The sequence below is a fragment of the Endozoicomonas sp. ONNA2 genome (assembly GCF_024606365.1).
In the GTDB taxonomy this organism is placed as follows: Bacteria; Pseudomonadota; Gammaproteobacteria; order Pseudomonadales; family Endozoicomonadaceae; genus Endozoicomonas.
In genome coordinates, this window is sequence record NZ_JAHHPO010000694.1 from 1 (window position 1) to 14,809 (window position 14,809).

The window sequence follows — 14,809 nt, forward strand, 5'->3', positions numbered from 1 at the left end:
CTCCGACCCCCACAACCCCATTGTGGTGCGCTACCAGGCTGCGCTACGCTCCGACTGTCCTGAAGAGTCGATGCGTCGTCTCTTCTGTATGAACGTAACGTTACCTGAATACCGTTATTTTACAAGTTCTGGATGCTGCGAGACTCTTCAACACTGGCTTGGGCGATGGGGCTTTGCCCTTGCGCGTGGCCCCCTGCGCCAACATAGTTGTCGCCTCTCCTGAATTTAAAAACTTAAACAGGGGGCGGCCAGTGAGTGATCAATGGCCTGCTATTCAGAAGAGTTCAAAGAGTCCATCATTCAGAAGATAATGCCACCCAATAATGTGTCGGTTTCTCAGCTGGCACGTGATCATGGTATCTCTGATGCAACCCTGTACACTTGGCGAAAGAAAGCTTTATCTCAAGGAATACCTCTGCCAGGCAACGGAAAAAAATCCAGATCAGTGGACACCTGAAAACCAGTTGGCCGTCATGATTGAAACGGCGGCATTGAGCAAAGCAGAAATAGCTGAATACTGTCGTAAGTAAGGCCTTTTTGCTGAACAAATTCAGCAGTGGAAAGGAGCCTTTATCAGTGGCGTGGCGGCAAGGCCTGCCACTCCATCAGGGCTGCATAAGGCCCTGACTGTTGAGCAGAATAAAGACAAACAAACTATCAAGAAGCTTGTTGAGCGTGAACTCAAGCGTAAGGACAAGACTTGAGCAGAAACTGCTGTCTTACTGTAATACTAATTTACGTAGCGGCTACTACATCTGGAACACTGGAGCAGGGACAATCCATTAAAGCCGAACTGGACAAGTAGAGGGAGTCTGCCGAGTGTTTGGGCGCTTGCATGGTAACTGTCCACTTAGTCAGAAATATACTATTCCATTTGGCCAACTAGTTAGAAGTCAAGCTGTTTTCAGGAAACGAAAAGGTGTGGCTATTGTAATTTAGCCGGAAAAGCCCCATCTTAGAGAGCATGGCCAGTTTAACGGATGTTTGAGACTATATTTCAGGGGTTTACTGCTGTGAACTGACCATTAATCAAGCACGTAACAGATCGTGTCCTGAACACCTGCCAGGTTCTCATGGTCTTTTTTTTTAGCCAGCTAATCGCTGGTGGAAGGCAGGCTTTATTGATATTGAACATATAGGGGCTGAACTATGGATAATAACGATACCCTGCAACCAGCAGACCACTATGAACTGCCTTTGCTGCCCCTGCGTGATGTGGTGGTTTATCCGCATATGGTGATCCCGCTGTTTGTTGGCCGGGAAAAATCCATACAGGCGCTGGATCTGGCAATGTCAGGTGACAAGAGAATTCTGCTGGTAGCCCAGAAAAGTGCCCAGACCGATGATCCCCGGGTGGAAGACCTGTTTTCTGTGGGAACGATTGCCAGTATTTTGCAATTATTGAAGTTACCGGACGGAACGGTAAAAGTTCTGGTGGAAGGTGAGACTCGGGTCACCATTGATTCAATGCATGAAGACGATGGGCTGGTCAGGGCGATAGTTCATGAGCAGCTCTCAGAGCGGATCAGCGACCGGGAAGGTGAGCTGCTGGTGCGTTCTGTTATGTCCCAGTTTGAGCAGTATGTGCAACTGAGCAAGAAAGTACCCAATGAGGTGCTCAGCTCATTATCCGGTATCAAGGATCCAGCCAAGTTGGTGGATACCATCAGTGCACATATGCCCATGAAGATCGAAGACAAGCAAAAGATGCTTGAGATCGCCGACCTGGGAGACCGGCTGGAGTATCTGATCGGTATTATGCAGGGTGAGATGGATTTTCTGCAGGTCGAAAAGAAAATCCGTGGTCGCGTGAAGAAACAAATGGAACGCAGCCAGCGTGAGTACTATCTGAATGAGCAGATGAAAGCCATTCAGAAAGAGTTGGGGGATATGGATGATGCGCCCAACGAGTTCGAAGAGCTGAAAACAAAAATTGACCAGGCGGGGATGACCATGGAAGCCAGGGAAAAGACCCTGGCGGAACTGGCCAAGCTGAAAATGATGTCGCCGATGTCGGCAGAAGCGACGGTGGTCAGGGGGTATATTGACTGGATGCTCAGTGTCCCCTGGAAAAAGCGCAGTAAAGTTCGCCACGATATGAAGCGTGCCCAGGATATTCTTGAGGCTGATCACTACGGGCTGGAGGAGGTCAAGGAGCGTATCCTTGAGTACCTGGCCGTGCAGAAGCGGGTGCGTAAACTCAAGGGCCCCGTTCTCTGTCTGGTGGGCCCCCCCGGGGTCGGTAAAACGTCACTGGGTGAGTCACTGGCCAGGGCTACCAATCGCAAGTTCGTTCGTATGGCCCTGGGCGGCGTGCGTGATGAGGCTGAGATTCGCGGCCACCGCAGGACTTACATCGGCTCCATGCCGGGTAAGCTGATTCAGAAGATGGGCAAGGTTGAAGTGAAAAATCCGCTTATTCTGCTGGATGAGATCGATAAAATGGGTGCTGATATGCGTGGTGATCCGGCTTCAGCGTTATTGGAGGTGCTGGACCCTGAGCAGAACAACTCCTTCAACGACCATTATCTGGAAGTGGATTACGATCTTTCCGATGTCATGTTTGTCTGCACATCCAACTCAATGGATATTCCCGGGCCTTTGCTGGACCGCATGGAAGTGATCCGCATACCGGGTTACACCGAGGATGAGAAACTCAATATTGCCAAGCGTTATCTGATACCCAAGCAAATCAAGCGCAGTGGTCTGCGTAATGGCGAGCTTTCCTTTGACGATGACTCGGTGCTGGATACTATCCGCTATTACACCAAAGAAGCGGGTGTTCGTGGACTTGAGCGGGAAATTGCCAAGGTCTGTCGCCGGGCGGTGAAACAGGAAGCGCTGTCTGAAAAGAACCGTAAAAGCAAGGTTACCACGGAAGTACTTGAAGACTTCCTGGGGGTTCGCAAGTTTACCTATGGACGGGCTGAAGAACAGGACCAGATCGGTCAGGTAACCGGTCTTGCCTGGACATCGGTGGGTGGCGAGTTGTTGACCATTGAGTCGGTAGCGGTTCCCGGCAAGGGCCAGATTATCAAAACCGGATCCCTGGGCGATGTGATGCAGGAGTCGATCCAGGCGGCATTGACGGTGGTTCGCTCCCGTGCAGCTGCCTTGGGTATTGAGCCTGATTTTCATCAGAAGAACGATCTGCACATTCACGTTCCTGAAGGCGCGACGCCAAAAGATGGTCCAAGTGCAGGCATCGGTATGTGTACCGCCCTTGTGTCCATTCTGACCGGGATTCCGGTTCGGGCAGATGTTGCCATGACTGGTGAAATTACCCTCAGGGGGCAAGTACTTGCCATTGGTGGCCTGAAAGAAAAGCTTCTGGCAGCACACCGTGGTGGTATCAAGAAGGTATTGATTCCTGAAGAGAACCGTCGCGATCTCAAGGAGATTCCTGACAATATCAAGGATGATCTGGAAATTATTCCCGTCCAGTGGATTGATGAAGTTCTGGAAGTGGCCTTGTCGTATATGCCCGAGGCCCTGCCGGAAAAACCACTGAAAGTTGTCGATTCTGAACAGAAGGGCGGCCAGAAGAATGATGAACGTGTCAATACTCATTGACCGTTGAAGGTGGATGACCGTCCTGCATTGGTCGGTCATTCAGCAATTCCTTGACAGGAGCATTTCTACTTCTTCTTGATTAAAACCGCAACGAGCGCAACATTCGTTGTTATGATTCAAGGCTCAAGCTGCCTTTATGCCAGTCCTGAATGCATACACCACCGGGCAAATAACTGTATTATTGCGACCAAAAGACCTGCACAGGCGCAGTCTGGCAGGGCTTGTTGCGCTCGTTGCTTTTTATTTCAACTGCTTGAATTAGCCTGGCGACAGATTCAGACTTCCTGCTGGCTCGGTGTTATCTTTCGCTTTTAGTGTTCGATGTGACTGTTTTTCTTTGGCAAAATGAAATCCGGCGATTATTTTCAGTGGGTATAGATCAAACCGACTGGTTGGCAGGCTATAAGGTACAAAGGTACATTTATGATGCTTGTTTTTCCAGTGAAAATGCAGCAGCATATCGGTCGCACCTGATTGGGTAGATGATAGAAGACCGGCAAATTACTCAGTTGCCAGCCCGCTTTCTGTGTCTATCCTCTGTTAATGATTCAAAACGCATCCTACTTAGAAGGGGAATAGAGTGAACAAGTCCGAGCTTATTGATGCTATAGCAGCATCTGCAGACATTTCTAAGGCTGCCGCTGGTCGAGCCCTGGACGCCATGATTAACTCTGTCACTGGTGCACTGAAAAACGGTGAGCAGGTTGTTCTGGTAGGTTTTGGCACATTTTCTGTGAAAGAGCGTGCTGCTCGTGCCGGTCGTAACCCGCAGACTGGCGAGCCCATTGAAATCGCCGCTGCCAGAATCCCGGGCTTCAAGGCTGGCAAAGCCCTTAAGGATGCCGTGAACTGATCGCAGGCTACTTTTATAACGCTTTAATTGGTTCTATTTCATCAGGTGGACAAGGCTGCGTCCCAAATGACTTTCAGGGAAGTTGACTGCCGCTTCACCACAAAGCGCATCCGATGATGCGTTTTTTTTACACCCGGTCAGACTGGGTGCGAAATACAAGGGATATACTCTGCCGTCTTGGCGGCCCTGGTACCTGAGGTTTTTATGCTGCAATCGATGAGGGACAAAGCGAAGAGTTGGGTGACATTTGTTGTCGTCGGCATCATCGCTTTTATGATGGCCATCACTGGCCTTGAGACACTTGCGCCCAATCCAGACAATCCGGAAGTGGCATCAGTGAATGGCAAGGATATAACCCGGGCAGAGTTGGCTCAGGCTGTTGACCAGCAGCGGCGAGTTTTGCTTCAGCAAATGGGTGGCCAGTTTGACCCCGCCATACTGGACGATCAGTTACTGCAAAGCTCGGTGCTCGACGTCCTGATTGATCGTCAGCTGCTACTGCAGAACGCTGAAGATCAGAAAATGGGTATTGGCAAGGCGCAGATCGACAAGCTGATCGTATCCATGGCGCAGTTTCAGCAAAACGGTCGCTTTGATGCCGACCGTTTTCAAATGATGGTTCGCAGTTATGGTATGACACCACTGCAGTTTCGCGATGCCATCCGTGAAGAAACGCTCTTGCTGCAATTACGTGCCGGGGTTGCCAATACCGAGTTTGTGACTGCAGAAGAACTCAAACGTCTGCAGAGTCTCGAAGGCCAGACCCGGGACCTGGCCTGGGTTGTGCTTCCGGCGGAACCGGTTCGCCAGGCAATTATGCCTGCCGAAGAAGAGGTCAGGAATTATTACGACGCCAACTCGAATCAGTTTATGACGTCTGAGCAGGTTGTCGTAGACTACGTGGTTCTGAAAAAAGACGATATTGCCAAGGGTATCGAAGTCACTGCGGAAGATATTGAAGCTGAATACCAGTTCCGTGTCGAGCAGTTGCAGCAACGCTCTGGCAACAATGCTCATGTCTCAGTCATACTGATCCAGACCGGTGAAGATCGCACCCTTGATGAAGCGAAAGCGCGGGCCAATGAAGTGGTCGCCAAACTGCAGGCTGGAACCCATTTTGACGAATTAGCCAAGTCCTATTCTGATGACCCCACTACCGCTGCCAACGGCGGTGATCTCGGTACTGTAGAGCCTGGCTTCTTTGGCGATGATTTTGACAATACCGTTGCGGATTTGGAGGTGGGTGAGGTTTCTGACCCCATTGAAACTGACTTTGGTATACAGATCCTGAAAGTGACTGCCCGTCAAGAGGCCGAGGTACCATCGCTGGATGCGATGCGGGCAGATCTTGAAATGGCACTCAAGCAGAAGGAAGTAGACTCGCTGTTCATTGAGCAGAGCAGACAGCTGGCTGATATCAGCTTTGAGGCTTCTGATCTGGCTCAGCCTGCCGAGCAGCTGGGCCTGAAGGTTATGACCAGTGAGCCGTTTGGTCGACAGGGTGCTGAAACGGGTATTGCCGCTGATCCCCGCGTATCGGCAGCGGCTTTCAGTGATGATGTATTGAATCTTGGTGCCAATAGTGAACTGATCGAGATAACCCCGCAAGAGGCTGTGGTGGTCAGGATCAAGGAGTACAAAAAAACTGAACTCATGCCCCTTGCTGACGTACAAGATGCCATCGTGACGACACTGAAGAACAGCCGCGCACAGCAACAGCTGGCCAGCCGTGCAGAACAGATGGTTACTACTTTGCAGTCTGGAACAGCGCTGAACGTGCTGGCGGATGAACAGAATCTGGCGCTGGTGGAGAGTCCGGCAACCAGCAGGAATATGCCCGGCGTGCCCGCCCGGCTCCTGCAGGAAGCCTTTAAAATGCCACATCCCGGAAACAGTGTCGCCTATCGTTCAGTCACTCTGGCAAATGGTGATTATGCAGTGGTTGGCCTGAGCGCCATCTACCCCGGTGAAGCAGGGGCAAACCCCGAGCAGCTCAAAGGACTGGGTCAATTTATTGCAGCGGGCAATGGGCGTATTATGTTCGACGAGTACCTTGCCAGTTTGAAGGAGAAAGGTAAGGTAAAAATCCTGCTCGATAATCAATAATGAATTGAGTCTGGAATTAACCCATTCGGTAGTGGTCTAAAAACAAACGGTATTGAGGAATATCCATGTCAGATCAATTTATCAAATCAAAAGCGGCCATTGCCTGGGGACCAGGCCAACCTTTAACCATTGATGAAGTCGATGTGATGTTACCAAAGCCAGGCGAGGTGCTGGTTCGCATCATTGCCACCGGTGTTTGCCATACCGATGCCTTTACCCTCTCCGGAGCCGACCCGGAGGGTGTTTTTCCTGCCATTCTTGGTCATGAAGGTGGCGGGATTGTGGAACAGGTGGGGGAAGGGGTGACCAGTGTTGCCGTTGGCGATCATGTCATCCCGCTCTACACGCCGGAATGTGGTGAGTGTAAATTTTGTCTTTCGGGTAAAACCAACCTTTGTCAGAAAATACGTGCAACCCAGGGAAAGGGGCTGATGCCCGATGGCACAACCCGGTTTTACCAGGATGGTCAGCCAATTTATCACTACATGGGCTGTTCAACGTTTTCTGAGTATACCGTGTTACCCGAGATATCACTGGCAAAGGTCAGCCCTGATGCACCTCTGGAAGAGGTCTGTCTTCTGGGTTGCGGCGTCACCACCGGTATGGGGGCTGTCTTGAAGACAGCAAAGGTACAGCCCGGCGACACAGTTGCAATCTTTGGTCTTGGCGGTATTGGTTTATCGGCCATCATCGGTGCCAAAATGTCTGGTGCTGGCAGGATTATCGGAGTTGATATTAACGAGAAAAAATTTGCACTGGCCACAAAGTTGGGAGCCACTGACTGTGTCAATTCAAGATTGGTTGATAAACCCATTCAGGACGTGATCGTTGGGATGACCGATGGCGGTGTTGACTTTTCCTTTGAGTGTATCGGCAATGTTGATGTTATGCGTTCTGCACTTGAGTGTTGTCACAAGGGTTGGGGGGAGTCGGTCATCATCGGCGTCGCGGGTGCTGGCCAGGAAATAGCCACCCGTCCATTCCAGCTGGTGACCGGGCGGGTATGGCGTGGATCTGCATTTGGCGGGGTGAAAGGTCGCTCTGAGCTGCCGGGCATTGTTGAGCAATATTTGGCGGGGGAATTCAGGCTGGACGATTTTATCACCCATACCATGGCATTAGAGGAGATCAATGAGGCGTTTCATTTGATGCACAAGGGTGAGAGTATTCGCTCTGTGATTCATTACCGGTAATGATACCATCATCGGTTATGTTCTTTTCATCGGGCGCCACTGTTTTTTACCTGGATTGAGCAAGGTCTATGTCTTTGGAAACTGTCAGCTGTAATCAGTCGTTCGGTGGCTGGCATAAACAGTACACCCACGACTCACAAACGCTTGACTGCAACATGCGTTTTGCCATCTACCTGCCGCCTCAAAGCCAGGATAAAACGGTTCCTGTTCTGTACTGGTTGTCCGGGCTAACGTGCACTGATGAGAACTTTATGCAGAAGTCAGGTGCCCAGCGTATAGCTTCAGAATTGGGTATGGCTATTGTTGCGCCGGATACCAGCCCCAGGGGTGATCATGTTCCGGATGACCCGGATGCGGCCTACGACTTCGGGCTCGGTGCCGGGTTTTATCTGAATGCTACGCAACAGCCATGGCGTCAACACTATCGAATGTATGATTACGTGGTTTCGGAACTGCCGGAACTGATTGAACAACAGTTTCCTGTGAATGACAAACGCAGTATTGCCGGACACTCCATGGGTGGTCATGGAGCGCTGGTGATAGCTTTGCGTAACCCTGATCGTTACTCATCGGTTTCTGCTTTCAGCCCGATCTGTCATCCGCTCAAGGCTCCCTGGGGGCAAAAAGCCTTTTTGGGCTATCTTGGTAATGATCGTGAACAGTGGCAAAACTATGATGCTTGCGAACTGCTGAAAATATCGTCTGAAGCTATTCCGGCACTGGTGGACCAGGGCAGCGCGGATGCTTTCTTGCACCAACAGTTACACTTGGATGCGTTAACAAAAACAGTTGCAGATACAGGATATCCAATGACCATAAGGATGCAGGATGGGTATGACCACTCCTATTATTTTATTGCTACGTTTATTGAGGATCATTTAAGGTTTCACTGGGAAATGGGCAAGATGGGGTAACCTTTGTGTTGAATAACATCGCTTATCAAGATTGTCTTTTGGGCATGCTGAATAGAGAGTTGACCAAGGATAGTGAACAGATATCGCCAGAGTTTTTTAAATATCTTTTTGATGAAATAGAAAAAATACAGGTCAAATCGCTGCGGGAATATTCGATTAAATGCATTAATAATAGGCTCAAGGCTGACTTTCGTTATTTTCCTGTTCCTCAAATAAAATTTCTCGATGTGCCAGATATTTTAAAAATTGAACTCGATATTTCAGGATTTTATGGCTTTGATGTTCAACAAAAGCTGAATAATGGTTTGAAACGAGCGTTAGATACAGGCAATCCAAATCCATTTGATTTGAAAAAATGGCTGGATATGGGGGCGCAAATAGACACTGAAGTTAAAAATAAATTGAATTCGGGCTTAACAAGAACGATAGAAAATAAGGAACCATTTCTTGCCAAAGCCTGGTTGTCACTGGGTGCAATGATACCCGACTTCCAACAAAGAATAGATAAAGGTTTACGGGAAGCCAATACAGTATTCAGTGCTATATATTGGTACAAACTTGGCGAATCGGTAGATGATAACTTTCAACTGAAATTAAATGGATGGTTAAAAGGCTATCTGGAGCTAGGACATGGGGCGGGTGTCAGACAATGTGTGGCAATGGGGGCAAATACAGAAAACCTTCAGCAACAAATGGATGATGGTATGTCAAGTATACTTGACCAAGATAAACCTGATTCAGCGGATGTGATCTGTTGGAGAAAAGCAGGAGCAAATATTAAACCTGAATATCAAACCATTCTTGATTCGAATTTGCTAAGAGTAGCCAGAAAATATCAGCATAATAGATTTCAACTTTGGATAAAATTAGGCGCAAACGAAACAGATGAAGCCAAACAACTCATGAACCTTGCGGCTAAACGTTGTGCTGAAAATAATGATGTTTTTGGTTTAAAAAATTGGGTGGATTCAGGAGCTGACAATCCCTGCAATCCGGTTGCACTCAATAGAATGTTCCAAACGGAAGTTCAGAATGATCGGCCACTTGAGGCTGGAATCTTCCTAACACTCGGTGCCAAGGTCAGTTCGAATATGCAAGCTAATCTTGATACAGGATTGCTCCGTGCAATAAATAATGAGCATGGCGTACCTGCAATAAAAAATTGGTTAGCAATTGGTGCACGATTGAGTCCCGGACCGGTTTTATGAAATTCCAGGTACTTATCACGCCGCTGAAGTTAAGTAGTTAACCAAATAAAATCATATTTTCTGACTAAGTTGTCAGTCATTTCCTGCGTTGCGCCTTGCATAGTAATTGTCCACTTAGCCAGAAATATACTACTCCATTTGGCCAACTACTTGGCCACTTCATCAACAGAAGAGTCTGTATAAACCTGGTTGCTGAGAATTTCGCTTAAGCATCTGATCGGGAAGAGGCGAAGACCGACAGCTTCGCTCTTAAAAGGATTGCACTATTTATTGGGCCTATCAGATTATAGGGCTTATCAGACTTCAGTGCCCATTGCAGGCGGGGCAGACACCGAAGCTGGCTGATTTCTTTCCATTGTCTGCAAAATGCGAACATCTTCTTCCAATCTGAACCTGTCCTGTTCAAGACGCATTTTATACTGGCTGTACTTGAACTTGCACAGATCCTGATAGAGTTCACTAAGCGGAAGTTCTCGACTCTTGCCCACAGATTTCTCAATGAGGCGATTAAGGATAAACATCAGCCTGGAAACATCTTCCTGATCTTTTGCCGGGGTTTGGAGCCTTGCCATCAACTCTTTGAACTTAGTGAGTTCTTTTGCGTCTTCAAGAGATTTGATTTTACCCATATTGGCACCAACGTGGATAATGTCATCTCTCCCTATCCCATGTTTATGGGTTAACTCATACTGTATGTCCGTCATCAGAGCATGCACGTTCTTCGGGTTGAGTGAGTTAACATCTGCCCCTGACAGCCAGAGTGAGTTCCATGATTCCTGGTATCTTGACGCCATATGTTTGATCATCCGATAATCCCTGATGTTATATTCATAACCTGGACTGTCCAGTGGATGCTCAAGCAGATAGGCTTCATCTGCCCTGGTTTGCTCCAGCTGATAGCTGGCGTGCTCCAGTGGTGTCGGGGGCCTGGCATTGGCGAGGGCTGTCAGTAAACCCATTGTTGCACCTGCCAGGGCAACAGGTTGCAGCGGGAAGTCACCGAGCCTGGTCATAGTGGACAACGTAGTACCTGCAATATCAGCCAAACCGGCTAATGCAGGATAGGTATTCGATACATCAAGCTTGTTGACTGCATGTCGCCCCAGTGCAGCTTTTTTTTCGTCTTCGGTATATATGCCAAATGTTTCGGAAGATGCGCGAATCAAAGAGCCGCCCACTTGGTGCATAGTTGCAGGTTCCATAGTTTATCCTCGTTTCAGGAGTTAATAGTTTTTCGAAATCAAATATGTCCTTAAAAAAAAACACACCAACCAAAGGACAGGTATAACAACCTGGTCAGTGCTAATTACCAGAAATATTCAGTGTTTGTCCTCCTCACTCATTGCCTGCAAAATACGGATATCGTTTAACACTCTGCTTTCATCCATGGCAATACGGACCATGAAGAATTCGTACATCTCCTGGCACACAGTCTGGTAAAGATCCTGGAGCTGCTCACCGTCGGGATTATGCTCATCAGACAGAAGCCTGGAATAGGCGAACATTAACAGGCCAATCTCATCATGGTTTCTTTCCGGTATATCAATACGGTTGATTAATTTCTGAAAAGTTGATAATTGCCGGGCATCTTCAACAAACCCATAGCATTTCATCTGTGGAACAATGTTATCAATTTCCAACTGAGGCACGTTGAGTTCCTTAAGTCGTGAATTGATCATCGCCATGGCATTCTCAGAATCCTTGAGATCGGGCTTCCAACCTGACGATTCTGCTACCTCCCAGAGTATCTTGAAGAGTTGCCAGGATACGCCATATCGTTCAGACAACCGTTGGATGGTATAGAGTTCGCTGGCATCATAGTTGCGGTGAGGATTGTCTATATCTCTGTTTAACAGACACGCTTTATCGTCCTGCGTTTGCATCAACTCCGCTTCAGCATGCTCCAGTGGGGTTATGGGCCTGTTACTGGCAACTGCGTGCGAGACAAAGACCGTTGCACCAATAGCACTGGTGGCGGCAATTGTAGTCCAGGAGCAATCTGTTACTGATTTGGCAACGACTCCAAGGCTGGCCCCGAAGAACCCTCCCAATGCCCCCACACTGGCAAGCTGACCCACTGAGAGTTTCTGTGGGGTTACGGTATGTCGCCCCAAAACCCCGCGTTTATCTTCCGGCGTATAACTCTTTTTTGGCGGGTAAAATTCGCGGCTGGTACCGGACGGTGCCCGGGATATATCCGCTGGTAAAGACGCAGTGATATCCTGATTCATAATCATCTACCCTCATTGCTCCAGAATCAGCAGGTAAAACAACTTATGTATTAGACCAATAAAATCGGGATAAGTTTTATATTTTCTCATCGATTGATTACCTGGTTTAATTGTCATTGGTTTTAGCCACTATTTCCCGGGTAGACATCAGGTTCTTGGATAAACATCAAGCTCAAGAAAGATTCATTTCCGGCGACAGGACTAAAAATTCGCTTTTGTTCGGCAAATAGCCCCGCTATTCACTTCACAAAACCGAATTTTCATCCTCAATTTTCTGCCATACTCGCTACGGGGTCGCCCAGACGGGCGCTATTCTCGGACAGCCTCTTGGGCGCCCCCGTAGATTCGCCATCGTAAAAGCGCCCACTGTTGGACTTTTATGCGATAACCAAGCCTGGGTGGCCTCGCCTGCTGCGGACCCTGAAACAGAAACGTTCTTGAGCAAAGAAGAACTCTTCCGGTAAGGCGGGGAGTGTCAGAAACACCAAAGATCATGGTCAGATGAACAAACAGCTTTGGTATTAATTATGTTGTTAAGTTCGTTATTGATCTCCATCAGGGGGGTAGAGGGCGTGAATTCATACAATGTGAATAATGAATCCAGAATATCTCGGAAAAGTTTTACGTCCCGGGTTTCGGTGAGTGCAGAAGAGATGAAATAGCCCACGGTATTGGCTTGAAAATCATAGTAAATTTTTCCACGTTGCAATTCCCGAATTATATAATTCATCCCATCTTTGTCGTATTGGTCATCACCTGTCATCGCATTTAGTTTGTCAAAAAATAAAATCAGGGAATTATTGTCAGGGTTATTAGTCCCATCGGTTGTGCTGCATTGTAAAGTGTTCTCAGCCAATCGATGGACAGCTTTGAACCATTGGCTGTAATCAGAGGGCTTCATCAGAAGCTCAAAATATTTCAGTAATTTTTCGTTACAATTAATAACTGAATAATCATTGTATGATCGTTTATTCAGTAAGCAAGGTATCCTGGTCAGACCATCAGCCTTACGAATAATTGTATCTTCCTGTGCGCTGTTGATTTTTTCCTTGAAGTCAGATATTTCCTTGTTAAACGCCTTCACCAGTGAATTCAGGCCTCTTGCCAGATCCGTATTTTGATCCAACTTCATCAGTTTATCGATTGGGGATGTTCTTGCTGCAAAACTCACACTGCGAGCAGACAAAGACATGGTAGCACTTTGATCAGACAGATATTGACTTTGCAGGTAACTGACCATTTCAAACGCTTCTATTTGAGCTTGATCACGAGGAAGCATGGCTAAGGTTTGCAGATATCCTCGCTTTGCATCTTGTGTGGGGGGGGGTACCTGATATGTGGGTGTACCGGGTATGATGTTCATTTTTTAATTCTCGTTCAATGTTTTCGCCATAAACTTGCAGCGCCAGCCAAGCCAGCAATTATGGCTCACAAGCCATTGGTATCATCCAAGACTTTAGCTGCCAGTTAACCAGATGGAATCATATTTTAGGCCATATTTCTGACCAAGAGGCTGCCATTCACTCTCATCAACGGCTCCTGCGTTGATCTGGCTTTTGCATCCATGCAATTGTGGGTCGTTACAACTCCCGTCACATAGCTACGTTGCATTATGCATAGTAACTGCCCTCTTAGTCAGAAATATACTATTCCATTTGGCCAACTATTTACCGAAATAAGCAATAGCCGTCAAGAAGGGTGGCATGGGCATGAATTTCCCCGTTAAGTTTTTTTGTAACCTCAACAAGGGGAGAAGATGGCGAGAATTCATACAATGTTAATATCGCATCCAGAGTATCTCGAAAAACTTTTACATCCCAAGTCTTGGTGAGAATGGAGGAAGTGACAAAGCCTACAAAATCAGCGTCATACTTCTTGTAAGTTTTATTATGATTCAGCTTGTTAATTATTGAGGATAGCTCATCTATGTCGCACGGGTCGTCAAACGTTCCGATACTGATTAATTTTTCAAGAAATTTGACCATTGCACTATTATCAAGATAATCAGTCGTATCCGTTTTGCAACACAGTTCAGTATTCTCCAGCAATTGATTGATGGCCTTGAACCATTTGGTGTAATCAGAGACATTCATCTTAAGATACAGAGATTTCAGGGTGGCTTCACCCAGGCTGGTTGTTCTTCCTGCTGTGTGTTCTTTTTCGTTTAGATAGCCGGGTATTCTGGTCAGACCATCAGCTTTTGCAATAATTAATTGTTTATTTCCACTGTTAAATATTTGCTGAAAATCAGATATTTCATTGTTAAATCCTCGCACCAGTGAGTTTAAATCTCTTGCCAAAGACGTATTTTTTGTCATCAGTTTTACGATTGGGGATGGACTGGTCGCGTAGCTGACACTGCGGGCAGCGATAGGCTGTGTTGGAGGTGCGCTTGTACCAGCCAAGTACCCATCATGGGGGAGGTAAGAATCCACTCCATGCTCCCTTTCAGATTCTTCATATGTGGGTGGTGCTTCTGGATAATAAGCGGGTGGGGTGGGTCTGATGTTCAATTTTTAGCCCTCATTCTTTGCCCTTTGCCATAATCATGAGTTACAGACTCGGCAGACTAATAATGCTCACGGTATCATCCCGGGAGGCTGTCCGAGAATAGCGACCGTCTGGGCGACCCCGTAGAGAGGATGGCAGAAAATTGAGGATGAAAAGTCGGAAATTTTTTTAGTGAATAGTGGTTCTATTTACTAAAAATTTCCGACTTTTTAGACCAATT

General features: G+C 47.5%; 14 protein-coding genes. 9 read left to right on the forward strand and 5 right to left on the reverse strand.

The features are described 5' to 3' along the window. The 4 genes from KDK14_RS12290 to lon all read left to right on the forward strand — a co-directional run. Positions 1-223, forward strand: a 223-nt coding sequence (locus KDK14_RS12290) for a hypothetical protein (RefSeq protein ID WP_257265423.1), incomplete at its 5' end; no start/stop codon positions are given. A 142-nt stretch (positions 224-365) separates the two neighbouring features. After that, positions 366-530, forward strand: coding sequence for a hypothetical protein (locus KDK14_RS12295; RefSeq protein WP_257265424.1), 165 nt, complete (start codon positions 366-368; stop codon positions 528-530). Between the two features lie 51 nt (positions 531-581). Continuing rightward, the gene (locus KDK14_RS12300; protein ID WP_257265425.1) at positions 582-704 is read left to right on the forward strand and encodes a hypothetical protein; all 123 of its coding nucleotides are present in this window, start codon (positions 582-584) and stop codon (positions 702-704) included. Positions 705-1,149: 445 nt separating this feature from the next. After that, on the forward strand, positions 1,150-3,573 hold the full coding sequence (gene lon, locus KDK14_RS12305) for an endopeptidase La (RefSeq protein WP_257265426.1): 2,424 nt from the start codon (positions 1,150-1,152) through the stop codon (positions 3,571-3,573). A 258-nt stretch (positions 3,574-3,831) separates the two neighbouring features. Here the strand turns inward: lon and KDK14_RS12310 are convergent, their stop codons facing one another. Then, entirely contained in the window at positions 3,832-4,032 is a 201-nt protein-coding gene (locus KDK14_RS12310; RefSeq protein WP_257265427.1) for a hypothetical protein, read from the reverse strand. A 121-nt stretch (positions 4,033-4,153) separates the two neighbouring features. On the opposite strand from KDK14_RS12310, the gene KDK14_RS12315 reads away from it, so the two are divergent. From KDK14_RS12315 to KDK14_RS12335, 5 genes are all read left to right on the forward strand, one after another. After that, positions 4,154-4,426: an HU family DNA-binding protein gene (locus KDK14_RS12315; RefSeq protein ID WP_257265428.1), complete on the forward strand. Its 273-nt coding sequence runs from the start codon at positions 4,154-4,156 to the stop codon at positions 4,424-4,426. Between the two features lie 204 nt (positions 4,427-4,630). Continuing rightward, the gene (locus tag KDK14_RS12320) at positions 4,631-6,532 is read left to right on the forward strand and encodes a SurA N-terminal domain-containing protein (RefSeq protein ID WP_257265429.1); all 1,902 of its coding nucleotides are present in this window, start codon (positions 4,631-4,633) and stop codon (positions 6,530-6,532) included. A 65-nt stretch (positions 6,533-6,597) separates the two neighbouring features. Beyond that, positions 6,598-7,725 carry an S-(hydroxymethyl)glutathione dehydrogenase/class III alcohol dehydrogenase gene (locus tag KDK14_RS12325; protein WP_257265430.1) on the forward strand — a complete coding sequence of 376 codons (1,128 nt, stop codon included), beginning with the start codon at positions 6,598-6,600 and terminating at the stop codon, positions 7,723-7,725. Between the two features lie 68 nt (positions 7,726-7,793). Next, positions 7,794-8,639 carry an S-formylglutathione hydrolase gene (gene fghA / locus KDK14_RS12330; RefSeq protein WP_306671533.1) on the forward strand — a complete coding sequence of 282 codons (846 nt, stop codon included), beginning with the start codon at positions 7,794-7,796 and terminating at the stop codon, positions 8,637-8,639. A gap of 8 nt (positions 8,640-8,647) precedes the next feature. Continuing rightward, a complete protein-coding gene (locus KDK14_RS12335) occupies positions 8,648-9,847 on the forward strand; it encodes a hypothetical protein (protein WP_257265431.1) in 1,200 nt (399 codons plus the stop codon). Between the two features lie 296 nt (positions 9,848-10,143). Here KDK14_RS12335 and KDK14_RS12340 read toward each other — a convergent pair whose 3' ends face one another. From KDK14_RS12340 to KDK14_RS12355, 4 genes are all read right to left on the reverse strand, one after another. Continuing rightward, positions 10,144-11,049, reverse strand: a complete 906-nt coding sequence (locus KDK14_RS12340) for a hypothetical protein (protein ID WP_257265432.1) — start codon at positions 11,047-11,049, stop codon at positions 10,144-10,146. Positions 11,050-11,166: 117 nt separating this feature from the next. After that, positions 11,167-12,078 (reverse strand): hypothetical protein, encoded by a 912-nt coding sequence (locus KDK14_RS12345; protein ID WP_257265433.1) that lies wholly within the window; start codon positions 12,076-12,078, stop codon positions 11,167-11,169. Between the two features lie 475 nt (positions 12,079-12,553). Continuing rightward, a complete protein-coding gene (locus KDK14_RS12350) occupies positions 12,554-13,441 on the reverse strand; it encodes a hypothetical protein (RefSeq protein WP_257265434.1) in 888 nt (295 codons plus the stop codon). A 304-nt stretch (positions 13,442-13,745) separates the two neighbouring features. Next, positions 13,746-14,396, reverse strand: a complete 651-nt coding sequence (locus KDK14_RS12355; protein ID WP_257265435.1) for a hypothetical protein — start codon at positions 14,394-14,396, stop codon at positions 13,746-13,748. Between the last annotated feature and the right edge of the window lie 413 nt (positions 14,397-14,809).